Raw genomic sequence first — 21,289 nt, forward strand, 5'->3', positions numbered from 1 at the left:
GAGGAGTAGGAAACATGGCAATTGTTAAATGTAAGCCAACATCTCCGGGTCGTCGCCACGTAGTTAAGGTTGTTAATAACGACCTGTACAAAGGCAAACCATACGCCCCTTTGCTGGACAAAAAGTCTAAGTCTGGTGGCCGCAACAACAATGGTCGCATTACCGTGCGTCACATTGGTGGTGGTCACAAGCAGCATTACCGTATTGTTGACTTCAAACGCAACAAAGACGGTATCCCAGCGAAAGTTGAGCGTCTGGAATACGATCCGAATCGTAGTGCTAACATTGCGCTAGTTCTTTATGCAGATGGTGAGCGTCGCTATATCATCGCGCCTAAAGGCCTACAAGTTGGTGCACCAGTTCAGTCTGGTGAAGATGCGCCAATTAAAGCCGGTAACACGTTACCGTTGCGCAACATTCCTGTTGGTTCAACCGTTCACTGTGTTGAACTGAAACCGGGTAAAGGTGCTCAGCTGGCACGTTCAGCTGGTGCTTATGCACAAATCGTTGCCCGTGAAGGCTCCTATGTAACTCTGCGTCTGCGCAGTGGCGAAATGCGTAAAGTATTCGCCGAATGCCGTGCGACTTTGGGTGAAGTAGGTAATGCCGAGCATATGTTGCAGCAGTTTGGTAAAGCTGGTGCATCTCGCTGGCGTGGCGTTCGCCCAACCGTTCGTGGTGTTGCCATGAACCCGGTTGATCACCCACACGGTGGTGGTGAAGGTCGTACGTCTGGTGGTCGTCATCCTGTTACACCTTGGGGTGTGCCGACTAAGGGCTACAAGACGCGTAAGAACAAGAGTACTGATAAGTACATTGTTCGCCGTCGTTCTAAGTAATAGAGGTAGAAGCCATGCCACGTTCTCTCAAGAAAGGTCCATTTATTGACCTGCACTTGCTGAAGAAGGTAGAGAAAGCGGTGGAAAGCGGGGATAAAAAACCAGTGAAAACCTGGTCCCGTCGTTCAATGATCATTCCCGATATGATCGGATTGACCATCGCTGTCCATAATGGTCGCCAACATGTTCCTGTCTACGTGACTGACGAAATGGTTGGCCATAAGCTGGGTGAATTTGCACCTACTCGTACATACCGCGGACACATCGCGGACAAGAAAGCCAAGAAGCGTTAAGGAGTAAATGATGGAAGCATTAGCTAAACATCGGTTTGCCCGGACCGCAGCTCAGAAGGCTCGCTTGGTCGCGGATCAAATCCGAGGTGTACCGGTAGCGAAAGCACTGGACATCCTGAACTACAGCCCTAAGAAGTCTGCTGTATTGGTTAAAAAGGTGCTGGAGTCTGCAATTGCAAACGCCGAGCACAACCAGGGCGCCGACATTGATGAGTTGAAAGTTGCCAAAGTCTTCGTTGACGAAGGTCCAACTATGAAACGCATCAAGCCGCGTGCAAAGGGTCGTGCCGACCGCATCCTGAAGCGTACCAGCCACATTACTGTGGTTGTGTCCGACAGCTAACGGAGACAGGTAAATGGGTCAGAAAGTACATCCAAATGGAATTCGCCTAGGCATCGTTAAGCCGTGGAACTCAACCTGGTATGCCGGGAAAACTGAGTACGCGGACAACCTGCACAGCGACCACTTGGTTCGTCAGTTCTTAAATAAAGAACTGAAAAACGCTTCAGTTTCACGTATTGAAATTGAACGTCCAGCGAAAAGCATTCGCGTGACCATTCACACTGCCCGTCCAGGTGTTGTGATTGGCAAAAAAGGTGAAGACGTTGAGAAACTGCGTTTGCACGTAGCCAAATTGGCTGGTGCACCTGCACAAATCAACATCTCTGAAGTGCGTAAGCCTGAACTCGACGCAAAATTGGTTGGCGATAGCATCGCTAGTCAGCTTGAGCGCCGTGTTATGTTCCGTCGTGCCATGAAGCGCGCGGTTCAAAATGCTATGCGCCTCGGTGCCAAAGGTATCAAAGTAGAAGTTAGTGGTCGTCTGGGCGGTGCAGAAATTGCTCGTACAGAATGGTACCGCGAAGGTCGTGTACCACTGCACACTCTGCGTGCAGACATCGATTATGCTACTTCAGAAGCTTTGACTACTTACGGCATCATCGGCATCAAGGTGTGGATCTTCAAAGGCGAGATCCTCGGTGGTATGGAACAGGTCGAGAAGCAGCAGGCGCAACAACCGCGTCCAGCTAATAAGCGCGGCCGTAAAGGTACTAAGTAAGGAGTAAGCAATGCTACAACCGAAACGTACTAAGTTCCGTAAGATGCACAAAGGCCGTAACCGTGGTGTAGCGGTTGCTGGTAGCAAAGTAAGCTTCGGCACTTACGGTTTGAAAGCTGTTGGTCGTGGTCGCATCACTGCGCGTCAGATTGAAGCTGCGCGTCGTGCTATGACTCGTCATGTGAAGCGTCAGGGTAAAATCTGGATTCGCGTCTTCCCAGACAAGCCAATTACTGAAAAGCCGTTGGAAGTTCGTCAAGGTAAAGGTAAAGGTAATGTTGAATACTGGGTTGCCCAGATTCAGCCAGGCCGTGTTCTTTATGAGATGGACGGTGTTCCAGAGCAATTGGCTCGTGAAGCCTTTGATCTGGCAGCCCGTAAGCTTCCAATTAAAACAACCTTTGTAATTCGGACGGTGATGTAATGAAAGCGAGTGAACTGCGTGAAAAAAGCGTGGAAGAGCTGAATGCTGAACTGCTGGAGCTGCTGCGTGAGCAATTTAACCTGCGCATGCAAGCAAGCACTGGTCAGCTAGCTCAGACTCACACGCTGAAACAAGTGCGCCGCAACATTGCGCGCGTAAAAACCCTCCTGAACGAGAAGGCAGGTGCGTAATGAGCGAAGCTAAAATCCGTACGCTGCAAGGCAAAGTAATTAGCGACAAAATGGACAAGTCCATCATTGTTGCTATCGAGCGCAAAGTGAAGCACCCGATCTACGGTAAATTCATTAAGCGTACGACTAAGCTGCACGTACATGATGAAGAAAACCAATGTCAAGCAGGTGATGTGGTTAGCATTAAAGAATGCCGCCCACTGTCCAAGACTAAAAACTGGACCCTGGTTGAAGTGGTAACTAAAGCTTAAGTTTTGACTTAATGCTTTACTAAAAAAAGGCTCCCTCGGGAGCCTTTTTTGTTTTATGAAATACGCCGTTGTGCAATGGCTTGTTTTTAGTGAGCCAGACCAAGCTAGACTATAAAGAAATATTGGTAATCGCCGATACACAGGTTATAAGTAATCTTAGGCTGCATTAATAGGGGAGATGACGCCGTGACAACCTTTGCTAAAAGTCTGCTACGACACGCATTAGTGATAGTTGGGCTTATTGCTATGCCTGCGCTACTAATGCCAAATTTAGCGAAAGCGGAGTCAATCCTGTCAGCTGTCCAAATTTATTCCCAAGACGAATTGCTCGAGCTTATTAATAAAAATGAACACCTCAAACGTGTTCGCGATGACGACTGCCAGCTCGTTGAAGATATCAAAGCCCGTGCCGAAAAAATGAAAGTGCCTGCTTACCAGTTTCTGTACGGTGACATGTTGCTATATGGCGTTTGTATCGAACGCGATGCGCAATTAGGCATGCTTTATATTGAACGGTCAGCCGCGCAAGGGCTACCCGATGCACTCGAGCAGTTGGGGCGCTACCACGCTCAAGGTAAATTCGTCCGGGCAAACAAAGTACGCGCAGTCGAATATTTATATACCGCGTCATCGACCGGCCACATCAAAGCCCAAATGCAATTGGTTGAGCTTTACTTGGAAGGCTATGGCGATCCGTCGAGTTATTATGATGTTTATCATTGGCTGCACAATGCGATTATTGGTGATCGGAAAGACCAAAAACGCGCAGGCGAGTTGTTGCTGTTACTTGCACAAAAGATGCCTGCCGAGCTTGTAAAACAAGCGCAGCGTCCGCTTGAACGTTAAACCCTATTTACTGATCTGAAACCCAACCGTAAAGATTAGATCCTAACTTTGCCGCTAGTGCTTAGTTGTTTTATGTCATTCAATAATTTCTTCGCGGCATTGTTGGTCCATAAGGTATACTCAGCGCTATCAGGCCACATTGAAGAGCCAGCGTGAGTAAATCAAAAAACTATCAAGATCCGCATCAGGATCGCGAAGCCAAAAAATATGACCGTCCCATCGCATCTCGGGAATTAATCCTTCAGGTGCTCGAAGCCCATCCGGAGCCACTGAATCGTTCGCAAATCGAACAGCAATTCAAAATTAATGACGAGCAGCAGCAAGAAGCGCTTAGACGTCGCCTACGAGCGATGGAGCGAGATGGTCAGTTAGTCTTTACTCGCAGCAAATGCTACGCCTTACCGGAGAAGATGGGCGTTATCACAGCTACTGTTATCGGACATCGCGATGGTCACGGCTTTGCGCGTCCCGATGAAGGTGGCTCGGATTTGTTTATTCCGCCGCGACAAATGCTAGCGGTATTGCATGGTGATAAGGTCTTAATTTTCCCCACCAAGTCTGATCGCAAAGGACGTATGGAATGCCGTATTGTCCGTGTGTTGGAAGATGCATCTCGTAGTATCGTTGGCCGCTATTTTGTTGAAAAGGGTACCGGCTTTGTGGTGCCCGACGACAACCGATTGAATCAAGACATTGTGATTCCAAAAGACGACAGCAAAGGTGCCCGCCAAGGTCATGTGGTAGTCGTAGAATTGGTTCAACGGCCCAATCAACGCCAACATGCAATTGGTAAAGTCACTGAGATTCTCGGTGAACACATGGCGCCAGGCATGGAAATTGAAACAGCTATTCGCCGCCATGAAATTCCTCATCAGTGGCCAAAAGCCGTTACTCGAACCGTTAAGGGAATTCCTGAAGACGTTCCTGAAAAAGACAAATACGAGCATGGTCGCGTCGATCTACGTGGTTTGCCATTGGTGACCATCGATGGCGAAGATGCTCGAGACTTTGATGATGCGGTTTATTGTGAGCGAAAGAAAAGTGGTGGCTGGCGCTTGTGGGTCGCAATTGCTGACGTGAGTCACTATGTTCGTCCGGGCAGTGCGCTCGATGACGAAGCCGTTAATCGAGCCACGTCTGTCTATTTTCCGCAGCAAGTGATCCCGATGTTGCCGGAACAACTGTCTAACGGTTTGTGCTCGTTGAATCCGGAAGTCGACCGCTTGTGCATGGTTTGCGAAATGACCGTAAGCGAGGGCGGGTCGTTATCTGGTTATAAGTTTTATCCCGCGGTAATGGAATCCAAGGCGCGGCTAACCTACAACAAAGTAGCCGCTATCTTAGACGGTGACGCCGAACTCATCGAACGGTATCAACCGCTGGTTGGACATTTACAACAGCTACACAACTTATATCAGGCGCTTCATGCTGCTCGCGTTGAACGCGGCGCATTAGGACTCGAGACGGTAGAAACCAAGTTTATCTTTAACGCTTTTCGCAAAATCGATCACATTGTGCCTGTGGTGCGCAATGACGCCCATAAGATCATCGAAGAATGCATGATTTTGGCCAATGTCTCGGCTGCTAAGTTTGTCGAAAAGCACAAGGCTGCATCCTTGTTCCGAGTCCATGACTCGCCTGGTGAAGAGCGTTTGACTAATTTCCGAAACTTCCTCGGCGAACTCGGTTTGCATTTAGGGGGCGAAATGGAGCCCACGCCTAAGCATTATGCCGACTTACTTGAGCGTGCGGCCGAACGGCCTGATGCTGAATTGATTCAAACGATGCTGCTGCGCTCGATGCGCCAAGCGGTATACGATGCTGAAAATATAGGTCACTTTGGCTTGGCGTTAACGTCTTATGCGCACTTTACGTCGCCCATTCGTCGCTATCCCGACTTATTGCTGCACCGAGCCATTAAGTACCTTATTGCTAAAGAGCATGGCGAAGTACCCGACCGCTGGACGCCGATTGGTGGCTACCACTATTTCGACGAAGACATGGATTACTTTGGCCCTCATTGCTCTATGGCCGAGCGTCGCGCTGATGAAGCCACCCGAGACGTTGATAGCTGGCTCAAATGCGAGTACATGCAAGATCACGTGGGTGATGAATTTAGTGGTGTAATCGCCTCAGTGACTAGCTTTGGTTTTTTCGTGCGCCTCGACGAACTTCATATTGATGGGCTGGTCCATATCTCAAGCCTGCAAAATGATTACTACAATTTTGATGGTGCGCGCCAGCGTTTAGTGGGCAATGCCTCCGGTAAAAGCTACCGGATCGGTGATGTGATTGAGGTGAAGGTTGCAGCGGTCAACCTAGAAGACAAAATGATTGATTTTGTTCTTGCCGGGCAAACGGCATCAGGCAAACCACGCTCGCCAAGCAAATCAAAAGGTAAAGCCAACAAGGATTCGCCAAACAAGAATCAACGAGGCGGCGCCGATATCGCCAAGCCTAAACCGGGCTCTGCACGAGCAATGGTCTCTGCGGCCGGCGCGGCCTTGGCAAAAAGTAAAAAGAAATCCAAAGGGCCGAAAGGCAAATCAAAGGCAAAAGGCAAAAACGCCAGCAATAAAGGCAAGAAAAAGTAACCCATGAGTCAACTTGAGTCTGTGTTCGGCATTCACGCCGTTCGCGCAATTATAGATGCCGCGCCATTACGAGTGGTCGAGCTATGGTGCCTGAAAGGCCGTGATGACGATGCTTTTCAAGCAATGGTGACAACGGCTCGCCAACACGGTGTAAGTGTTCAGTTTGTGCCCAGAAAAACCTTAGATGATCGTGCCAAAGGCGAAAATCACCAAGGTGTTTTGGCGCGTATTAAACCCGCCAAAGTTGCTACAGAAGCGGATTTAGATGCAATTTTGGCAAAAACTGATAAGCCACTGCTGTTGTTGCTTGATGGGGTGACTGATCCCCATAACCTTGGCGCCTGTCTGCGAACGGCCGATGCGGCCGGCGTTGATGCGGTGATTGTACCGAAAGATAAATCGGCGAGCTTAAACCCTACGGTACGGAAAGTTGCCTGTGGTGCGGCAGAAACGATGCCGTTGGTACAAGTGACCAACTTGGCCCGGACCATGCGTTTTTTACAAGAGCAGGGCGTTTGGTTGGTGGGTACCGCCGGTGAAGCCGAGCAAAACCTGTTTGACTGCAAACTGCAAGGGCCAATGGCGTTGGTGATGGGCGCGGAAGGCAAAGGCATGCGACGGTTAACGCGCGAGAATTGTGATGAACTGGTCAAGCTACCTATGGCCGGTGTCGTTAGTAGTTTAAATGTGTCGGTGGCAACCGGCATCTGTTTGTATGAAGTCGTCCGACAACGGCTAGGAGCATAAACATGAGTGATTACTCAGAAGCGCAGATCTCCGAATGGGGTCAGCAAAACGAAGAACAACGTTTTGAGTTGTTTTTAGGGTTAACCGTAAAGCACAAGCAAGTTTGGGCGTTGTCTGATGACGAAGGCTGTTTGATTGTTGATAGCGACGGTGAGCAATTATTGCCCGTGTGGCCTCTCGAAGTTTTTGCGAGTAACGCTGCTGTTGAAGAATGGCAAGGGTTAAAGCCGCTGGCCATTTCATTAGATGACTGGCAAGAAAAGTGGCTGCCGGGTATGGAAAACGATGTCATTGATGTTGCCGTATTCCCAGATTTAGAAGGCTCTAGCGAAGTTATTTCAGCGCAAGAGCTGGCTGTTAATACCAAGCTTCAAAAGAAAAAAGCACCCATGGCTTAATAGCTTTGGCTGAAACAAAAAAGGCTCCTTCGGGAGCCTTTTTTGTAGCTGTGATTTAGGAAGAAAGGAAGATCCGTTAGTCCGGCTTGCACTTTTCTCGAGGTTAAACTGGGGATCAGCCCAAAGATAAAATGTCAGTACGATAACTGAGCAAATATTATTATTGATTATCTTTCTGCTTCGAAATTCGTTAGGTGTTTGACTGTTAGATTAGTTATTGGGTCGTAATGTAACCCGAATTAATACTGCTCGCTCCGATAGGGTTGAACCTGAGCATTGCGCAGCAGTAAAGGTGAAATCATTCTTGGCTGCGGCGTTGGTTTGGCTTGGTCTATTAATGCTAACGCTTGCGGTTTTAAAGCCATATCCCAGAAGTGAGTGGTCACATAGTTGATGGCATGAGATTCGGCATTGAGTAATACCGCAATGCCAATATCAATGTTTGGTGCGTAGGCTAAATCGGCGCGAAAACCGGCAACCCAACCGCCATGGTAAACCAAGTCTGTTCCATTAAAGTCATACAAACGCCATCCAAGGCCGTATTCAGCTCGCTTCAAATATTTACGCCATTGGCGGCGCTTTAAGTCGCGTTTAGTGACGGCGTTGGCTGTACGCATATCGTTGAGTACAGTTGGCGGCAGTACGTCAGGTCGGTGGCCTAATTGTGCAATAAGCCATTTCCCCATGTCATAAATGCTGGCGTTTACCCCCGCGGCGGCAGGGAAATTGTAGTAATCGCGCTTTGGTTTTTTAGGGTACCAGCCACGTTTAAGCTTTAAGTGGCCAGTGGCATGGTTTGGGTTATTCATAAACGCATCGCGGCCCAAGCTGGCGTTGTCCATGCCAAGCGGATCAAACACGGCTTGTTGCATTAATGATTCATAATCGAGCGGGTTAGTTTGTTCGATGACTTGCTCAATCATGCTATACAGCACATTTTGGTAACCGTAGCACTTGCCGGGTTCACACAAGGGTTTGAGCTTTTTAAATTGCGGCAGGATTTTCGGAAGTGATTGGCCTGCCTCAATCAAGTTGTCGTAAGCATTAGGGACCAGGCCACTGGCGTGACTGAGTAAGTCTTTTACTTGCAGCCGCTCGGCGTGGCCGGGAGTTTTAAAAGCGAGCTGAGGAACATACTTGACCACCGAATCTTGCCATTTGAAATGGCCCTGATGAACCTGCTTAGCCGCTAGGCTCGCCGCAAAGGTTTTAGAAACCGACGCCAACCTGAAAGTGGTGTGAATATCTACCGGAGCGGCGCTGCGTTGTTTACGCACACCATAAGGCCGCACTCTAAGAATTTGGTCGCCCTGCACAATCACATAAGCACCGCCCGGCACTTTATGCTTTTGCATTTGAGCCAAGAAATAGTCATCAAACTGCTGTAACCAGTCATCAAGGGATGCTGCAGGTTTGGTTGCTGCCGCTAGCGATGGCGCGAGCAGAAGAGCAATCAAAGCTGTTGCAAGTCTCAAGAAATGACAGGTTCGTCGCATGGTTTAATGCACTCCGTTGGGCCGATATTGTGCTGCCTAATTCGGTATGGCTTATTGGCTTACCGAACAGCCGCGATAGGGTAGCAAATCTAAATAAGATTCGGGAGCTAAGTTAATCGTTCTGGCTTGTTGCGTGCTACGCCTACATTCTGTACACTACGCGCCCTTAAATCAGTCAAACTTACTTTAGTTCCTTGCTTCTATGTGGTGTGACTGAGCCTAACGAAGCTAATAATCCGTAAGGAGCAACAATGCGTCATTACGAAATCGTATTTATGGTCCACCCAGACCAAAGCGAACAGGTTCCTGGTATGGTTGAACGTTATACCGGTCTGATCGATGCTGACGGTGGTAAAGTTCACCGTTTAGAAGACTGGGGTCGTCGCCAACTGGCTTACCCAATCAACAAACTTCACAAAGCACACTACGTGTTAATGAATGTTGAAGCTAACCAAGCTGTAATCGACGAGCTGGAAACTAGTTTCCGCTACAACGATGCTGTGATCCGTAATGTGATCATGCGTACTAAAGATGCTGTTACTGAGCCTTCGCCAATGGCGAAAGCGAAAGAAGAGCGTTCATCTCGCGAAGAGCGCGCTCCTCGTGAAGAGCGTCCTGCTAAAACCGAAGAAGCTCCGGCTGCTGAGGCAAGCGCAGAAGAATAATGGCCGATAACTGGCTGGTGTTAAGTGGCGTAGTTAGCCGAGCACCGCAGCACAGTGTAAGCCCCGCAGGGATTCAACACTGTCACTTTTCTCTCGACCATGAGTCAGAGCAAATTGAAGCCAACAAATCACGCCGAGCGTGGTGTCGGATTCAAGTCGTGGCAAGCGGCGAAGAACTGCAGACGCAAACAGCGTCTTTGACAACGGCAATGCAAGTAAAGGTGAGCGGCTTTATTAGCCAGCAAAAATCCGCCAACGGTTTATCCCGCTTGGTATTGCATGCCAGAAGCATTGAACAGATTAACTAGGAGATAGCCTCATGGCTCGTTTTTTCCGTCGTCGTAAATTCTGCCGCTTCACAGCGGATGGCGTGACCGAGATTGATTACAAAGATATTGCTACGTTGAAAAGCTACATCACTGAAAGTGGCAAAATCGTACCAAGCCGTATCACTGGCACCAGTGCTAAGTATCAGCGTCAGTTGGCCCGTGCTATTAAGCGCGCTCGCTACCTGTCTCTGTTGCCATACACTGATGGCCACAAATAAGCCCACTTACTAGGAGAGATTCAGATGCAAGTTATTCTGCTTGATAAAATCGCTAACCTGGGTGGTCTGGGTGATGAAGTAACCGTTAAAGCTGGTTACGCTCGTAACTACCTGCTGCCTCAAGGCAAAGCAGTAGTTGCTAATAAAGAAAATGTTGCCGCGTTTGAAACACGTCGTGCTGAATTGGAAGCAAAACTGGCTGACGAGCTAGCTGCTGCCGAAGCACGTGGTGCCAAACTGGCTGAGCTGGAAGCTGTTGTAATCACCTCTAAAGCTGGTGACGAAGGCAAGCTGTTCGGTTCTATCGGTACGCGTGACCTGGCTGACGCAATCACCGCCGCTGGCGTTGAAGTTGTTAAGTCTGAAGTACGTCTGCCTTTAGGCACTTTACGTAACATTGGTGAGTACGACATTGACGTACAAGTTCACTCAGATGTTACTACAGCTGTTAAAGTTGTGATTGAAGCTGAAGAGTAATCTTCTGCTTTGCTCCTTCATTGGAGCTCGAGCGTAAAAAAACACCGCCAACTGGCGGTGTTTTTTTATGTGCGGTTTATCAATGGAACACGGCTGGGTGAGTACTTTTCTGTTTAGCAAATGGAGGATGAACTTTTCGGTGTTTAAACTGTGGTGAGTTGACGAATCTCAACAACGTCGATTTTTTGGTTATTTCGACTTGGCTGAATGTTAACCATGTGCTTTTTTAAATAGCGATGAATGTCATCAGGGCGATGAGAACTTATTCAATCTTTCGTAACGATATCAAAAGAATTCACAAGGACGTGGAATGTCTAAATTATCTTCAGAAGGCTTGTTTCGACAGCAAGCCCTTGCATACCAAAAAAATCGACTAGCTGGCGACATTGTTGTTGCGCAGCCCGTTTCATTTTCAACGATTACTACATTGTTGGTCATCTCTCTAGCTGTGACTGCTCTTTTTCTTTGGCTTGGTGAATATAGCCGAAAGGAAGTAGTGCGAGGTTACTTAGTTCCTAGTAAGGGGTTTCTCAAAATTTACACTCCGAGAATGGCTAATGTTGAAATTTTGCATGTTAAAGAAGGCGAACAAGTTGAAGAAGGTCAGCCATTAGTAACGTTAATTACGGAGCGTTCGCTGGCTAACGGTGTTGATGCGGGCGAAAGTCGAGTCCAACAAGTCGAGTTGCAAATTCGGTCACTAGAAAACCAATTAGCACAAATAAAAGAACTGCACGTTAAGCAATTAAGTGAATTGAGCGACAGCAAAGGCTTTTTATCGCAGGAGCTTGTTGAGTTAGCGCAGCAAGCCGAGGCCTTGGAAGCGCGCAACGTGATTTATCAAGAGCAGTTGCAAGATATCGAGTCAGTTTATCAGCAAGGTCACGTAACCAAGAGGGATTACCTCTACATTTTAGTTCAATAGGGCTGGCTCCCCCAGCGCTAGCGGCTACGGAGGCAATTACGATGGAGAGTTGCATTCCTTGTAATTAATCTATTTGAGAAGATAGAGCATGGTGCAACACTTATCCTAATAAAGGGATGTTAGCAATGGATAGTAAAATGCGTAACTTGATAAGCTTCTGCTAGACAGTATTGATTACAAACATATTAATGGCTTTATATATGTTACTAGCTAAACAATTTGGAGAATTGGATGTTGCTTTTGTTGTTGTCATTACATCTATGCTAGCTCACGGGATTACGAAGAAAAGCGACCGATTGTTATCTAACTATCGGGATCAAAATGGCGATGATTAGATGTTCTAGCGACATAAAGTAGCATTAAATCAGTCGCGACATTGACGGCTTGGCTAGGTTGCTAATTTAGATGCTGCAATCTTAATAGTTCTACTGAGCCTTCTGAAAAGATGTTGATTAGTTGGTTTGCATATAAAAGTTACCTAACACACCCTCGAAAACCACTCAAAAAATAACCTTCTTTTTTTGGATTGAAATTACCACTACCCAATCCCCCAAAACGTTGGTATACTTCGGCGCCCTTGTAAAAAGGCAGCCACGATCCGAGCTCAGAACGGGCCCGGATCTTTTGTTTTACGTAAAGTAAATAGCGGAGCACTGAAATGATCCAAATGCAGACCCTGCTGGATGTTGCTGACAATAGCGGCGCACGCAGCGTGATGTGTATTAAGGTTCTCGGTGGATCACACCGCCGCTATGCCGGTATTGGTGACATCATTAAAGTTTCTGTGAAGGAAGCAATTCCTCGCGGTAAAGTTAAAAAAGGTGATGTTCTTAATGCCGTTGTAGTGCGAACCAGAAAGGGTGTTCGTCGCCAAGACGGTTCTCTGATTAAATTCGATCGTAACGCGGCCGTTCTTTTGAACGCCAACCATGCGCCGATCGGTACCCGTATCTTCGGTCCAGTGACGCGTGAACTTCGTTCTGAAAAGTTCATGAAAATCGTCTCTCTGGCTCCAGAAGTATTATAAGGAGAATCAGAAATGGCAGCGAAAATCCACAAAGGCGATGAAGTTATCGTATTGGCAGGCAAAGACAAAGGTAAGCGCGGCGAAGTCGAGCAAGTCTTAGTTGAAGCAGGCAAAGTCCTTGTAAAAGGCGTTAACATCGTCAAGAAGCACCAGAAGCCAAACCCATACCAGCAGGTAGAGGGTGGCATCATAGAAAAAGAAGCGGCAATTGACGTTTCTAATGTTGCGATCTACAACGCCGAAACTGGCAAAGCAGATCGTGTAGGTTTCCGAGTTGAAGATGGCAAGAAAGTTCGCTTCTTCAAATCGACTAATCAAGTAATCAGCTAATTTCGGAGTATTACGATGGCGAAACTGCATGAGTACTACAACGAGACTGTTGTTCCAGCTCTTCAAAAAGAGTTCGGTTACGACAGTATCATGCAAGTCCCTCGGATTGAAAAAATCACCCTGAACATGGGTGTTGGTGAGGCCTTAGCTGACAAAAAAGTTTTGGAAAACGCCGTAAGCGATATGGCAACTATTACTGGTCAAAAACCAGTAGTAACCAAAGCTCGTAAGTCAGTTGCTGGTTTCAAAATCCGTGAAGGCTACCCTATCGGTTGCAAGGTAACCCTGCGTGGCGAACGCATGTGGGAATTCTTGGAGCGCTTGATTTGTATTGCTATGCCACGTATCCGCGATTTCCGCGGTGTAAGTACTAAGTCTTTTGATGGACGCGGTAACTACAGCATGGGCGTACGCGAGCAAATCATCTTCCCAGAAATCGACTACGACAAGGTCGATAAGATTCGCGGTATGGATATTACTATCACTACCGGTGCGAAATCTGACGAAGAAGGCCGTGCTCTGCTGGCTGCCTTTAATTTCCCATTCCGTAAGTAAAGGACAGGGTTATGGCTAAGAAATCCATGAAGGCCCGCGAAGTAAAGCGCGCCAAACTTGTAGCCAAGTACGCTGAGAAGCGTCAGGCACTTAAAGCATTGATTGCTAACCCAAGCACTTCTGATGAAGAGCGTTGGGATGCAGTTCTTAAACTGCAAGCACTGCCTCGCGATAGCAGCAAATCACGTCAACGTAACCGTTGTCGTGTGACGGGTCGCCCGCACGCATTTTTGCGCAAATTCGGCTTGAGCCGAATCAAATTGCGTGAAGCTGCAATGCGTGGTGAGGTTCCAGGCCTACGCAAGGCTTCTTGGTAATCGAGTCGTTCACGGGAGTAAATTGATATGAGTATGCAAGATCCGATTTCGGACATGTTCACTCGCATCCGTAACGGCCAAGCGGCCAAGAAAGTTGCGGTTAAAATGCCGTCTTCAAAATTGAAAGTTGCTATTGCTGCACTTTTGAAAAAAGAAGGCTACATCACTGATTATTCAGTGTCTGGCGAAGCGAAGCCAGAACTGGAAGTAGAATTAAAGTACTTCCAAGGTAAAGAAGTTATCGAAACTATCCAGCGCGTTAGCCGCCCAGGTCTTCGTATTTATAAGAAGAAAGGCGACTTACCTAAAGTACTGGCTGGTTTGGGTGTTTCTATCGTGTCCACTTCTAAAGGCGTGATGTCTGACCGTGCTGCGCGTAAAGCGGGCATGGGCGGTGAGATCATCGGCTACGTAGCTTAATCGGAGGTAGAGGATGTCTCGAGTAGCAAAAGCTCCTGTTCAGATCCCTGCCGGCGTTGAAGTAACGTTGAAAGGTCAAGATCTGACTGTAAAGGGTGGTCAAGGTACATTGTCTCGTACCATTCACGCGGGTGTTGAAGTTAAGCAAGAAGAAAATGCTTTGACTTTCGCCGGCCGTGACGGTGTAGACGGTGCATGGGCGCAGGCTGGTACTGCGCGCGCTTTGGTAAACAACATGGTTACTGGCGTAAGTCAGGGCTTCGTTCGCAAATTGTTGCTGAACGGTGTTGGTTATCGTGCGCAAGCTAAAGGCAAGGTTGTAAACCTAGCTTTGGGCTTCTCACACCCAATCGACCACGAATTGCCTGAAGGTGTAACAGCTGAATGTCCTTCCCAAACTGAAATCGTGCTGAAAGGCGTCGATAAGCAGTTGGTTGGTCAAGTTGCTGCCAATATTCGTGCTTATCGTAAGCCTGAGCCTTATAAAGGCAAAGGTGTACGTTACGACGACGAACACGTCCGTCGTAAAGAAGCCAAGAAGAAGTAAGGTATCGCGATGGATAAGAAAGTATCTCGTTTGCGCCGCGCTACGCGCGCTCGCGCAAAAATCAGCGAGCTGGGTGCAACACGCCTGGTGGTACACCGTACCCCACGCCACATCTATGCTCAATTGATCGCGCCTAACGGTTCTGACGTTATCGCTGCTGCCTCTACTGTAGAGAAAGCAATCAGCGAAGAACTGAAGTCTACTGGTAACGTGGAAGCTGCTAAAGCTGTGGGTAAAGCCATTGCTGAACGCGCGCTTGCTAAAGAAGTTACCTCTGTAGCCTTTGACCGTTCTGGCTTTAAGTATCATGGTCGTGTAGCAGCGCTTGCAGAAGCCGCTCGTGAAGCCGGCCTGCAGTTCTAAGGAGTCGATGATGGCAAAAGCTGAATTGCAACAAGGCGAGTTTCTGGAGAAATTGATTGCCGTTAACCGTGTAGCAAAAACGGTTAAAGGTGGTCGTATCTTCAGCTTCACCGCTCTGACAGTTGTTGGTGATGGCAAGGGTCGCGTTGGCTTTGGTTACGGTAAAGCCCGCGAAGTACCTGCTGCGATCCAAAAAGCGATGGAAAAAGCCCGTCGCAACATGCAACAAGTTGAATTGAACGGCAACACTTTGTGGCACCCTGTTAAAGGTCGTCACACTGGTTCGCGCGTTTACATGCAGCCTGCATCTGAAGGTACCGGTATTATTGCCGGTGGTGCGATGCGTGCTGTGTTGGAAGTAGCTGGCGTACAGAACGTTCTGTCTAAAGCCTATGGCTCTACCAACCCAATCAACATTGTGCGTGCAACAATCGATGCTTTGGTGAACATGAACTCACCTGAGCAAGTCGCCGCGAAACGTGGCCTATCTATAGAAGAAATTCTGGGGTAAGGCATCATGGCGAATAAAACATTGAAAGTGACTCAGGTAAAAAGCTCTATCGGCCGCTTACCAAAGCACAGAGCAACCCTAACTGGTTTAGGTTTGCGTCGCATTGGTCACACTGTTGAACTGGAAGATACTCCTTCTGTTCGCGGTATGATCAACAAGGTTTACTACATGGTACAGGTGGAGGGTGAATAATGCGTTTAAATAATTTATCTCCAGCTGAAGGTTCTAAGCCTACAGGTAAGCGCGTTGGTCGTGGTATCGGCTCTGGTCTTGGTAAGACTGGCGGTCGTGGTCACAAAGGCCAGAAATCACGTTCAGGTGGCGGCGTTCGCGCTGGTTTTGAAGGCGGTCAAATGCCTTTGAAACAACGCTTACCTAAATTTGGTTTCACATCTCGTAAGCAATTGGTTCGCGAAGAAATTCGTACTCAAGAGCTCAACAAGATTGAAGCTGAAGTGGTTGATATCAATGCATTGCGCGCAGCTGACCTGATTAAAGGCACAACGAAGAACGTTAAAGTTGTGTTGTCAGGCGAAGTGACTAAAGCTGTGAACCTGAAAGGTATCGCTGTAACTAAAGGTGCACAAGCTGCGATTGAAGCAGCTGGTGGCAAAGTCGAGGAATAAGGATCAATGGCTACACCAGGATTGGACTTGAATAGTGCGAAAGGTGGACTAAGCGAATTACGCAGTCGTCTACTGTTTGTGTTGGGCGCGATTCTCGTGTTCCGGGCGGGCTCATTTGTACCCATCCCTGGTATTGATGCCTCGGTTCTTGCTGATTTATTCGACCAGCAGCGCGGTACCATCGTTGAGATGTTTAACATGTTCTCCGGTGGTGCTCTGGAACGTGCCTCTGTCTTCGCATTGGGCATCATGCCGTATATTTCGGCATCGATTATCATGCAGTTGTTGACAGTAGTGCACCCACCACTCGCTGAGTTGAAGAAAGAGGGTGAAGCTGGCCGTCGTAAGATTAGCCAGTACACCCGTTACTTCACATTGGTACTTGGTACCTTCCAGGCCATTGGTATTTCCACTGGCCTACCAAACCTGATGCCAGGTTTGGTGGTTGACCCAGGTTTTGGCTTCTACTTTACAGCAGTAGTCAGCTTGGTCACCGGTACTATGTTCCTGATGTGGCTTGGTGAACAAATCACTGAGCGCGGAATTGGTAATGGTATTTCGATTCTGATCTTTACCGGTATTGTTGCAGGCTTGCCTACAGCTATCGGTCAGACCATCGAACAAGCTCGTCAAGGCGAAATGAACGCGATTGTGCTGCTAGTTATTGCTGCCATTGTATTCGTTGTAACCTTCTTCGTAGTGTTCGTTGAACGTGGTCAGCGTCGTATCGTTGTGAATTACGCTAAGCGTCAGCAAGGGCGTCAGGTGTTTGCACAGCAAAGCACTCACTTACCATTGAAAGTGAATATGGCTGGTGTTATTCCACCTATCTTCGCTTCTAGTATCATTCTGTTCCCTGCCACAGCAGCAAGCTGGTTTGGTCAAGGTGACGGCGTGGTAGCGGAAATCCTGCAGCAAGTGTCATTGACACTGCAGCCAGGTCAACCGTTGTATGTGATGTTGTATGCGGCAGCGATTATCTTCTTCTGCTTCTTTTACACGGCGTTGGTATTCAACCCGCGTGAAACCGCAGATAACTTGAAGAAGTCGGGCGCGTTTATTCCTGGGATCCGTCCTGGTGAGCAAACATCTCGCTACATCGACAAAGTAATGACTCGTCTTACTTTAGCCGGTGCACTCTATATTACGTTGGTTTGTCTGGTTCCTGAGTTCATGCTCATTACCATGAATGTGCAGTTCTACTTCGGTGGTACTTCGCTGCTCATTATTGTAGTGGTTATCATGGATTTCATGGCCCAGGTACAGACTCATATGATGTCAAGTCAATATGAATCTGTACTTCGCAAAGCCAACCTTAAAAACTACGGCCGCTAAGGCCGGGTTGGTAACTCAACGGAGTTTAAGAATGAAAGTTCGCGCATCCGTAAAGAAAATGTGCCGTAACTGTAAAGTCATCAAACGCCGCGGCGTTGTACGCGTGATTTGCAGTGAGCCAAAGCATAAACAACGCCAAGGCTAATCGGACAAAAGTGGGCAAGCCAATAAAACGGCTTGCCTGATTTGCAAACAGGTTATTGGTTGAGTATCCTTACGGGCTTTTCAAATCAATGACCCATAATTAGAGGAGTGCTGTTAATGGCCCGTATAGCCGGCATTAACGTCCCTGACAATAAACACGCTGTAATTGCATTGACTGCAATTTACGGCATCGGCCGCACCCGCGCACAAGAAATTTGTGTTGCGACTGGTGTTGCCCAAGACGCAAAAATCGGTCAGTTGGATGAAGCAACTATCGATAAATTGCGTGACGAAGTTGGTAAGTACGCCGTAGAAGGTGACCTCCGTCGTGAAGTTACGCTGAACATTAAACGCCTAATGGATTTGGGTTGCTACCGTGGTATTCGCCACCGTCGTAGCCTGCCTGTGCGCGGTCAGCGTTCTAAAACTAACGCCCGTACCCGTAAGGGTCCGCGTAAGCCGATCAAAAAGTAATCGGGGAGAGGTCTAAACATGGCTAAACAACCAACTCGTACGCGTAAACGCGTCAAAAAGCAGATTCCAGACGGTATGGCTCATATCCATGCGTCTTTCAACAATACCATTGTGACTATCACTGATCGTCAAGGTAATGCGTTGTCGTGGGCAACTGCAGGTGGCTCTGGCTTCCGCGGTTCTCGTAAATCGACTCCGTTCGCAGCTCAGGTTGCTGCTGAACGTGCTGGTACTGCAGCGCAAGAATATGGCGTGAAGAATCTTGAAGTGTTCGTTAAAGGCCCAGGTCCAGGACGTGAGTCCGCGATCCGCGCATTGAACGCTAGTGGCTACCGCATCACCAACATTGTTGATGTGACGCCGATTCCTCACAATGGTTGTCGTCCGCCTAAAAAGCGCCGCGTATAACGCCCCGCTTCCGGATATTGGAGAAAGAACATGGCAAGATATTTGGGTCCTAAGCTCAAACTTAGCCGTCGTGAAGGCACTGATCTGTTTCTGAAAAGTGGTGTTCGTGCAATCGACACCAAGTGCAAAATCGACAATCCACCCGGTCAACACGGTGCGCGTAAACCGCGTCTGTCTGACTATGGTGTTCAGTTACGTGAAAAGCAAAAAGTTCGTCGTATCTACGGCGTTCTGGAAAAGCAATTCCGTAACTACTACAAAAAAGCTGCTCGTATTACTGGCAACACAGGTGAAAACCTGCTTGTTTTGCTGGAAGGCCGCCTAGATAACGTTGTTTATCGTATGGGTTATGCAGCAACACGTGCAGAAGCGCGTCAGCTTGTTAGCCACAAAGGTATTGTGGTAAACGGCAGCGTCGTAAACATCCCATCATTCCAAGTTTCTGTGGAAGATGTGGTTGCTGTTCGCGAAAAAGCTAAGAACCAAGCACGCATCAAAGCTGCTTTGGAACTTGCTGAGCAACGTGAAAAGCCAACTTGGCTGGAAGTTGAAGCAAGCAAAATGGAAGGCGTTTTCAAACGTAATCCTGAGCGTGCTGACTTGTCTGCCGATATTAACGAACAGCTGATCGTCGAGCTGTACTCTAAGTAAAGCGTAAACGCTTAATTTAAAGAGAGGACACAAATGCAGGGGTCTGTTACAGAGTTTCTCAAACCTAGGTTGGTAGACATCGAGCAGGTTGCACCTACTCGTGCGAAAGTCACCCTGGAGCCGCTTGAGCGTGGTTTCGGTCATACCTTGGGTAACGCTCTTCGTCGTATTCTGCTCTCATCTATGCCAGGTGTGGCAGTGACTGAAGTAGAAATTGATGGTGTACAACATGAGTACAGCACCAAAGAAGGTGTACTTGAAGACATCATCGAAATCCTGCTGAACCTTAAAGGCCTGGCCGTTAAGTTGTCTGGTAAAGACAAAGCAGTATTGACTCTGACTAAGAGTGGTGCAGGCTCAGTAGTAGCAGGCGACATCACCCATGACGGTGATGTTGAAATCGCAAATCCAGAACATGTCATCTGTACCTTAACGGGTGAAGGTGAGATCAGCATGCGCATCACTGTTGAACGCGGTCGTGGCTACGTGCCAGTATCGGCTCGCGCAGAGAGTGAAGAAGATGAGCGTCCAATCGGTCGCTTATTGGTAGACGCATCATTCAGTCCAGTTCGCCGCATTGCTTACAATGTGGATGCCGCTCGCGTAGAGCAGCGTACTAACTTGGACAAGCTGGTTATCGATATGGAAACCAACGGTACTTTGGATCCTGAAGAAGCGATCCGCCGTTCGGCAACCATCCTGGCTGAACAACTTGAAGCATTCGTCGAGCTGCGTGATATCAGCGAGCCGGAGCAGAAAGAAGAGAAACCAGAATTCGATCCTATTCTATTGCGTCCTGTCGACGATCTCGAGCTCACCGTTCGCTCTGCTAACTGTTTGAAAGCAGAAGCGATTCACTACATTGGTGATCTGGTACAACGCACTGAAGTTGAGTTGCTGAAAACCCCTAACTTGGGTAAGAAGTCACTCACAGAAATCAAAGATGTCTTGGCATCACGTGGTTTGTCTCTGGGCATGCGCCTTGAGAACTGGCCACCTGCCAGCATCGCTGACGGTGAATAACCAGATACCGAAGTAAACTGAGTTAGAAGGAAAAGATCATGCGCCATCGCAAGAGTGGTCGTCAACTGAACCGTAACAGCAGTCATCGTCAAGCTATGTTTAAAAACATGGCAAGCTCGCTGGTACGTCATGAAGTGATTAAGACTACACTGCCGAAAGCGAAAGAGCTGCGCCGAGTGATCGAACCATTGATCACCCTGTCTAAGTCAGACAGCGTTGCTAACCGTCGCTTAGCTTTTGCTCGCACACGCGACCAAGAAGTTGTCGGTAAATTGTTTAATGAATTAGGTCCTCGTTACCAAGAGCGTCCAGGTGGATACACTCGTATTTTGAAGTGTGGCTTCCGCGCCGGTGACAATGCACCTATGGCTTACATCGAATTAGTAGACCGTCCAGAAGTTGCTGAAGAAGAAGCAACTGAAGCAGCTACTGAAGAGTAAGTATCATTTCTTTAAAAAAGCCGGGTTCGCCCGGCTTTTTTGTGTCTGAATTTTAAGCTTTTCTTTATTTTTTATTAATTTATAAAAACATAGAAAAAGATCCGAAAAAGATCTTGATCTCCAACGAAGACTCTCTATAATGCGCCTCCACTGCTTCGGAGCAATGCGAAACCTTTAAAGTTTCAAGTTTACTTCTAAGCACTCAGAACAAAAACTTTGAAAAAAGTGATTGACTCTGAGGGAAGGAAGCGTAATATACGCCTCCCGCAGCCAAGCGCTGCAGCGTCGAAAGACGCACGCTCTTTAACAATTAAGCAAGACAATCTGTGTGGGCACTCGCAGTGAGTTGAGATAAAAAATTATC

General features: G+C 47.9%; 34 protein-coding genes. 33 read left to right on the forward strand and 1 reads right to left on the reverse strand.

Annotated elements, in window-relative coordinates:
- Window positions 1-14: 14 nt before the first annotated feature.
- The 11 genes from rplB to K0504_RS11655 all read left to right on the forward strand — a co-directional run bounded on the left by rplB (window position 15) and on the right by K0504_RS11655 (window position 7,644).
- Window positions 15-839 (forward strand): 50S ribosomal protein L2, encoded by an 825-nt coding sequence (gene rplB, locus K0504_RS11605; RefSeq protein ID WP_220104356.1) that lies wholly within the window; start codon window positions 15-17, stop codon window positions 837-839.
- Window positions 840-853: 14 nt separating this feature from the next.
- Window positions 854-1,132, forward strand: coding sequence for a 30S ribosomal protein S19 (gene rpsS / locus K0504_RS11610; protein WP_220104357.1), 279 nt, complete (start codon window positions 854-856; stop codon window positions 1,130-1,132).
- A 10-nt stretch (window positions 1,133-1,142) separates the two neighbouring features.
- On the forward strand, window positions 1,143-1,475 hold the full coding sequence (gene rplV / locus K0504_RS11615) for a 50S ribosomal protein L22 (protein WP_087506480.1): 333 nt from the start codon (window positions 1,143-1,145) through the stop codon (window positions 1,473-1,475).
- Window positions 1,476-1,488: 13 nt separating this feature from the next.
- Window positions 1,489-2,193, forward strand: a complete 705-nt coding sequence (gene rpsC, locus K0504_RS11620) for a 30S ribosomal protein S3 (RefSeq protein ID WP_220104358.1) — start codon at window positions 1,489-1,491, stop codon at window positions 2,191-2,193.
- Window positions 2,194-2,203: 10 nt separating this feature from the next.
- The gene (rplP, locus tag K0504_RS11625) at window positions 2,204-2,617 is read left to right on the forward strand and encodes a 50S ribosomal protein L16 (RefSeq protein WP_220104359.1); all 414 of its coding nucleotides are present in this window, start codon (window positions 2,204-2,206) and stop codon (window positions 2,615-2,617) included.
- Complete coding sequence (gene rpmC / locus K0504_RS11630; RefSeq protein WP_191146496.1) at window positions 2,617-2,808, forward strand: 50S ribosomal protein L29; 192 nt, start codon at window positions 2,617-2,619, stop codon at window positions 2,806-2,808. Before rplP ends, rpmC begins: the two co-directional genes overlap by 1 nt.
- Window positions 2,808-3,059 carry a 30S ribosomal protein S17 gene (rpsQ, locus tag K0504_RS11635; RefSeq protein ID WP_220104360.1) on the forward strand — a complete coding sequence of 84 codons (252 nt, stop codon included), beginning with the start codon at window positions 2,808-2,810 and terminating at the stop codon, window positions 3,057-3,059. Before rpmC ends, rpsQ begins: the two co-directional genes overlap by 1 nt.
- A 186-nt stretch (window positions 3,060-3,245) precedes the next feature.
- Window positions 3,246-3,905 carry a tetratricopeptide repeat protein gene (locus tag K0504_RS11640; RefSeq protein WP_318837968.1) on the forward strand — a complete coding sequence of 220 codons (660 nt, stop codon included), beginning with the start codon at window positions 3,246-3,248 and terminating at the stop codon, window positions 3,903-3,905.
- 152 nt (window positions 3,906-4,057) lie between these two features.
- Window positions 4,058-6,499 (forward strand): ribonuclease R, encoded by a 2,442-nt coding sequence (rnr, locus tag K0504_RS11645; protein WP_220104361.1) that lies wholly within the window; start codon window positions 4,058-4,060, stop codon window positions 6,497-6,499.
- 3 nt (window positions 6,500-6,502) lie between these two features.
- Window positions 6,503-7,246 (forward strand): 23S rRNA (guanosine(2251)-2'-O)-methyltransferase RlmB, encoded by a 744-nt coding sequence (gene rlmB, locus K0504_RS11650; RefSeq protein ID WP_220104362.1) that lies wholly within the window; start codon window positions 6,503-6,505, stop codon window positions 7,244-7,246.
- Window positions 7,247-7,248: 2 nt separating this feature from the next.
- On the forward strand, window positions 7,249-7,644 hold the full coding sequence (locus tag K0504_RS11655; RefSeq protein ID WP_220104363.1) for a DUF2750 domain-containing protein: 396 nt from the start codon (window positions 7,249-7,251) through the stop codon (window positions 7,642-7,644).
- A 239-nt stretch (window positions 7,645-7,883) separates the two neighbouring features.
- On the opposite strand, the gene K0504_RS11660 is transcribed toward K0504_RS11655, so the two are convergent.
- Window positions 7,884-9,140, reverse strand: a complete 1,257-nt coding sequence (locus K0504_RS11660; protein ID WP_220104364.1) for a serine hydrolase domain-containing protein — start codon at window positions 9,138-9,140, stop codon at window positions 7,884-7,886.
- A 251-nt stretch (window positions 9,141-9,391) separates the two neighbouring features.
- Between K0504_RS11660 and rpsF the strand changes: the two genes are divergently transcribed.
- From rpsF to rplQ, 22 genes are all read left to right on the forward strand, one after another.
- Entirely contained in the window at window positions 9,392-9,805 is a 414-nt protein-coding gene (gene rpsF / locus K0504_RS11665; protein ID WP_220104365.1) for a 30S ribosomal protein S6, read from the forward strand.
- Window positions 9,805-10,113 carry a primosomal replication protein N gene (gene priB, locus K0504_RS11670; RefSeq protein WP_220104366.1) on the forward strand — a complete coding sequence of 103 codons (309 nt, stop codon included), beginning with the start codon at window positions 9,805-9,807 and terminating at the stop codon, window positions 10,111-10,113. The genes rpsF and priB overlap by 1 nt, the downstream gene beginning before the upstream one ends.
- A gap of 11 nt (window positions 10,114-10,124) precedes the next feature.
- Window positions 10,125-10,352 (forward strand): 30S ribosomal protein S18, encoded by a 228-nt coding sequence (gene rpsR / locus K0504_RS11675; protein WP_220104367.1) that lies wholly within the window; start codon window positions 10,125-10,127, stop codon window positions 10,350-10,352.
- A gap of 24 nt (window positions 10,353-10,376) precedes the next feature.
- Window positions 10,377-10,829, forward strand: coding sequence for a 50S ribosomal protein L9 (gene rplI, locus K0504_RS11680; RefSeq protein ID WP_220104368.1), 453 nt, complete (start codon window positions 10,377-10,379; stop codon window positions 10,827-10,829).
- A gap of 310 nt (window positions 10,830-11,139) precedes the next feature.
- Window positions 11,140-11,754 (forward strand): putative HlyD family type I secretion protein, encoded by a 615-nt coding sequence (locus K0504_RS11685; RefSeq protein WP_220104369.1) that lies wholly within the window; start codon window positions 11,140-11,142, stop codon window positions 11,752-11,754.
- 658 nt (window positions 11,755-12,412) lie between these two features.
- On the forward strand, window positions 12,413-12,781 hold the full coding sequence (gene rplN / locus K0504_RS11690) for a 50S ribosomal protein L14 (protein ID WP_087507578.1): 369 nt from the start codon (window positions 12,413-12,415) through the stop codon (window positions 12,779-12,781).
- A gap of 12 nt (window positions 12,782-12,793) precedes the next feature.
- Window positions 12,794-13,111 carry a 50S ribosomal protein L24 gene (gene rplX / locus K0504_RS11695; RefSeq protein ID WP_220104370.1) on the forward strand — a complete coding sequence of 106 codons (318 nt, stop codon included), beginning with the start codon at window positions 12,794-12,796 and terminating at the stop codon, window positions 13,109-13,111.
- Window positions 13,112-13,126: 15 nt separating this feature from the next.
- Window positions 13,127-13,666 carry a 50S ribosomal protein L5 gene (gene rplE / locus K0504_RS11700; protein WP_220104371.1) on the forward strand — a complete coding sequence of 180 codons (540 nt, stop codon included), beginning with the start codon at window positions 13,127-13,129 and terminating at the stop codon, window positions 13,664-13,666.
- An 11-nt stretch (window positions 13,667-13,677) separates the two neighbouring features.
- Window positions 13,678-13,983 carry a 30S ribosomal protein S14 gene (rpsN, locus tag K0504_RS11705; RefSeq protein ID WP_220104372.1) on the forward strand — a complete coding sequence of 102 codons (306 nt, stop codon included), beginning with the start codon at window positions 13,678-13,680 and terminating at the stop codon, window positions 13,981-13,983.
- 27 nt (window positions 13,984-14,010) lie between these two features.
- The gene (rpsH, locus tag K0504_RS11710) at window positions 14,011-14,403 is read left to right on the forward strand and encodes a 30S ribosomal protein S8 (RefSeq protein WP_220104373.1); all 393 of its coding nucleotides are present in this window, start codon (window positions 14,011-14,013) and stop codon (window positions 14,401-14,403) included.
- A gap of 13 nt (window positions 14,404-14,416) precedes the next feature.
- On the forward strand, window positions 14,417-14,950 hold the full coding sequence (gene rplF / locus K0504_RS11715) for a 50S ribosomal protein L6 (protein WP_220104374.1): 534 nt from the start codon (window positions 14,417-14,419) through the stop codon (window positions 14,948-14,950).
- Between the two features lie 9 nt (window positions 14,951-14,959).
- A complete protein-coding gene (gene rplR / locus K0504_RS11720) occupies window positions 14,960-15,313 on the forward strand; it encodes a 50S ribosomal protein L18 (RefSeq protein WP_220104375.1) in 354 nt (117 codons plus the stop codon).
- 10 nt (window positions 15,314-15,323) lie between these two features.
- Complete coding sequence (gene rpsE, locus K0504_RS11725; protein ID WP_220104376.1) at window positions 15,324-15,824, forward strand: 30S ribosomal protein S5; 501 nt, start codon at window positions 15,324-15,326, stop codon at window positions 15,822-15,824.
- Window positions 15,825-15,830: 6 nt separating this feature from the next.
- Window positions 15,831-16,016 (forward strand): 50S ribosomal protein L30, encoded by a 186-nt coding sequence (rpmD, locus tag K0504_RS11730; protein ID WP_220104377.1) that lies wholly within the window; start codon window positions 15,831-15,833, stop codon window positions 16,014-16,016.
- On the forward strand, window positions 16,016-16,450 hold the full coding sequence (gene rplO / locus K0504_RS11735) for a 50S ribosomal protein L15 (RefSeq protein ID WP_220104378.1): 435 nt from the start codon (window positions 16,016-16,018) through the stop codon (window positions 16,448-16,450). Before rpmD ends, rplO begins: the two co-directional genes overlap by 1 nt.
- A gap of 6 nt (window positions 16,451-16,456) precedes the next feature.
- On the forward strand, window positions 16,457-17,785 hold the full coding sequence (gene secY / locus K0504_RS11740) for a preprotein translocase subunit SecY (protein ID WP_220104379.1): 1,329 nt from the start codon (window positions 16,457-16,459) through the stop codon (window positions 17,783-17,785).
- 31 nt (window positions 17,786-17,816) lie between these two features.
- Window positions 17,817-17,930, forward strand: a complete 114-nt coding sequence (rpmJ, locus tag K0504_RS11745) for a 50S ribosomal protein L36 (RefSeq protein WP_087507567.1) — start codon at window positions 17,817-17,819, stop codon at window positions 17,928-17,930.
- Window positions 17,931-18,046: 116 nt separating this feature from the next.
- Window positions 18,047-18,403 carry a 30S ribosomal protein S13 gene (gene rpsM, locus K0504_RS11750; RefSeq protein WP_220104380.1) on the forward strand — a complete coding sequence of 119 codons (357 nt, stop codon included), beginning with the start codon at window positions 18,047-18,049 and terminating at the stop codon, window positions 18,401-18,403.
- Between the two features lie 18 nt (window positions 18,404-18,421).
- Window positions 18,422-18,811, forward strand: coding sequence for a 30S ribosomal protein S11 (rpsK, locus tag K0504_RS11755; RefSeq protein ID WP_220104381.1), 390 nt, complete (start codon window positions 18,422-18,424; stop codon window positions 18,809-18,811).
- Between the two features lie 30 nt (window positions 18,812-18,841).
- Window positions 18,842-19,462, forward strand: coding sequence for a 30S ribosomal protein S4 (gene rpsD, locus K0504_RS11760; RefSeq protein ID WP_220104382.1), 621 nt, complete (start codon window positions 18,842-18,844; stop codon window positions 19,460-19,462).
- Between the two features lie 33 nt (window positions 19,463-19,495).
- Window positions 19,496-20,485: a DNA-directed RNA polymerase subunit alpha gene (locus tag K0504_RS11765; RefSeq protein WP_220104383.1), complete on the forward strand. Its 990-nt coding sequence runs from the start codon at window positions 19,496-19,498 to the stop codon at window positions 20,483-20,485.
- 38 nt (window positions 20,486-20,523) lie between these two features.
- Complete coding sequence (gene rplQ, locus K0504_RS11770) at window positions 20,524-20,925, forward strand: 50S ribosomal protein L17 (protein ID WP_220104384.1); 402 nt, start codon at window positions 20,524-20,526, stop codon at window positions 20,923-20,925.
- Window positions 20,926-21,289: the final 364 nt, after the last annotated feature.

Source organism: Neiella holothuriorum (genome assembly GCF_019457915.1).
GTDB lineage: Bacteria > Pseudomonadota > Gammaproteobacteria > Enterobacterales > Neiellaceae > Neiella > Neiella holothuriorum.

What these genes read in the sequence shown, in the direction of transcription:
- priB (WP_220104366.1), top strand. Translation starts at nt 9,805, where the DNA reads ATGGCCGATAACTGGCTGGTGTTAAGTGGCGTAGTTAGCCGAGCACCG.
- rpsH (WP_220104373.1), top strand. Translation starts at nt 14,011, where the DNA reads ATGAGTATGCAAGATCCGATTTCGGACATGTTCACTCGCATCCGTAAC.
- rplO (WP_220104378.1), top strand. Translation starts at nt 16,016, where the DNA reads ATGCGTTTAAATAATTTATCTCCAGCTGAAGGTTCTAAGCCTACAGGT.
- K0504_RS11685 (WP_220104369.1), top strand. Translation starts at nt 11,140, where the DNA reads ATGTCTAAATTATCTTCAGAAGGCTTGTTTCGACAGCAAGCCCTTGCA.
- rplQ (WP_220104384.1), top strand. Translation starts at nt 20,524, where the DNA reads ATGCGCCATCGCAAGAGTGGTCGTCAACTGAACCGTAACAGCAGTCAT.
- rpsD (WP_220104382.1), top strand. Translation starts at nt 18,842, where the DNA reads ATGGCAAGATATTTGGGTCCTAAGCTCAAACTTAGCCGTCGTGAAGGC.
- rpsS (WP_220104357.1), top strand. Translation starts at nt 854, where the DNA reads ATGCCACGTTCTCTCAAGAAAGGTCCATTTATTGACCTGCACTTGCTG.
- rplN (WP_087507578.1), top strand. Translation starts at nt 12,413, where the DNA reads ATGATCCAAATGCAGACCCTGCTGGATGTTGCTGACAATAGCGGCGCA.
- rplF (WP_220104374.1), top strand. Translation starts at nt 14,417, where the DNA reads ATGTCTCGAGTAGCAAAAGCTCCTGTTCAGATCCCTGCCGGCGTTGAA.
- rplR (WP_220104375.1), top strand. Translation starts at nt 14,960, where the DNA reads ATGGATAAGAAAGTATCTCGTTTGCGCCGCGCTACGCGCGCTCGCGCA.
- rplE (WP_220104371.1), top strand. Translation starts at nt 13,127, where the DNA reads ATGGCGAAACTGCATGAGTACTACAACGAGACTGTTGTTCCAGCTCTT.
- K0504_RS11660 (WP_220104364.1), bottom strand. Translation starts at nt 9,140, where the DNA reads ATGCGACGAACCTGTCATTTCTTGAGACTTGCAACAGCTTTGATTGCT.
- rpsM (WP_220104380.1), top strand. Translation starts at nt 18,047, where the DNA reads ATGGCCCGTATAGCCGGCATTAACGTCCCTGACAATAAACACGCTGTA.
- rpsE (WP_220104376.1), top strand. Translation starts at nt 15,324, where the DNA reads ATGGCAAAAGCTGAATTGCAACAAGGCGAGTTTCTGGAGAAATTGATT.
- rpsQ (WP_220104360.1), top strand. Translation starts at nt 2,808, where the DNA reads ATGAGCGAAGCTAAAATCCGTACGCTGCAAGGCAAAGTAATTAGCGAC.
- rpsK (WP_220104381.1), top strand. Translation starts at nt 18,422, where the DNA reads ATGGCTAAACAACCAACTCGTACGCGTAAACGCGTCAAAAAGCAGATT.
- rpsR (WP_220104367.1), top strand. Translation starts at nt 10,125, where the DNA reads ATGGCTCGTTTTTTCCGTCGTCGTAAATTCTGCCGCTTCACAGCGGAT.
- rplX (WP_220104370.1), top strand. Translation starts at nt 12,794, where the DNA reads ATGGCAGCGAAAATCCACAAAGGCGATGAAGTTATCGTATTGGCAGGC.
- rpsN (WP_220104372.1), top strand. Translation starts at nt 13,678, where the DNA reads ATGGCTAAGAAATCCATGAAGGCCCGCGAAGTAAAGCGCGCCAAACTT.
- rpsF (WP_220104365.1), top strand. Translation starts at nt 9,392, where the DNA reads ATGCGTCATTACGAAATCGTATTTATGGTCCACCCAGACCAAAGCGAA.
- K0504_RS11765 (WP_220104383.1), top strand. Translation starts at nt 19,496, where the DNA reads ATGCAGGGGTCTGTTACAGAGTTTCTCAAACCTAGGTTGGTAGACATC.
- K0504_RS11655 (WP_220104363.1), top strand. Translation starts at nt 7,249, where the DNA reads ATGAGTGATTACTCAGAAGCGCAGATCTCCGAATGGGGTCAGCAAAAC.
- rplV (WP_087506480.1), top strand. Translation starts at nt 1,143, where the DNA reads ATGGAAGCATTAGCTAAACATCGGTTTGCCCGGACCGCAGCTCAGAAG.
- rlmB (WP_220104362.1), top strand. Translation starts at nt 6,503, where the DNA reads ATGAGTCAACTTGAGTCTGTGTTCGGCATTCACGCCGTTCGCGCAATT.
- rpmD (WP_220104377.1), top strand. Translation starts at nt 15,831, where the DNA reads ATGGCGAATAAAACATTGAAAGTGACTCAGGTAAAAAGCTCTATCGGC.
- secY (WP_220104379.1), top strand. Translation starts at nt 16,457, where the DNA reads ATGGCTACACCAGGATTGGACTTGAATAGTGCGAAAGGTGGACTAAGC.
- rplP (WP_220104359.1), top strand. Translation starts at nt 2,204, where the DNA reads ATGCTACAACCGAAACGTACTAAGTTCCGTAAGATGCACAAAGGCCGT.
- rpsC (WP_220104358.1), top strand. Translation starts at nt 1,489, where the DNA reads ATGGGTCAGAAAGTACATCCAAATGGAATTCGCCTAGGCATCGTTAAG.
- rplB (WP_220104356.1), top strand. Translation starts at nt 15, where the DNA reads ATGGCAATTGTTAAATGTAAGCCAACATCTCCGGGTCGTCGCCACGTA.
- rpmJ (WP_087507567.1), top strand. Translation starts at nt 17,817, where the DNA reads ATGAAAGTTCGCGCATCCGTAAAGAAAATGTGCCGTAACTGTAAAGTC.
- rplI (WP_220104368.1), top strand. Translation starts at nt 10,377, where the DNA reads ATGCAAGTTATTCTGCTTGATAAAATCGCTAACCTGGGTGGTCTGGGT.
- rpmC (WP_191146496.1), top strand. Translation starts at nt 2,617, where the DNA reads ATGAAAGCGAGTGAACTGCGTGAAAAAAGCGTGGAAGAGCTGAATGCT.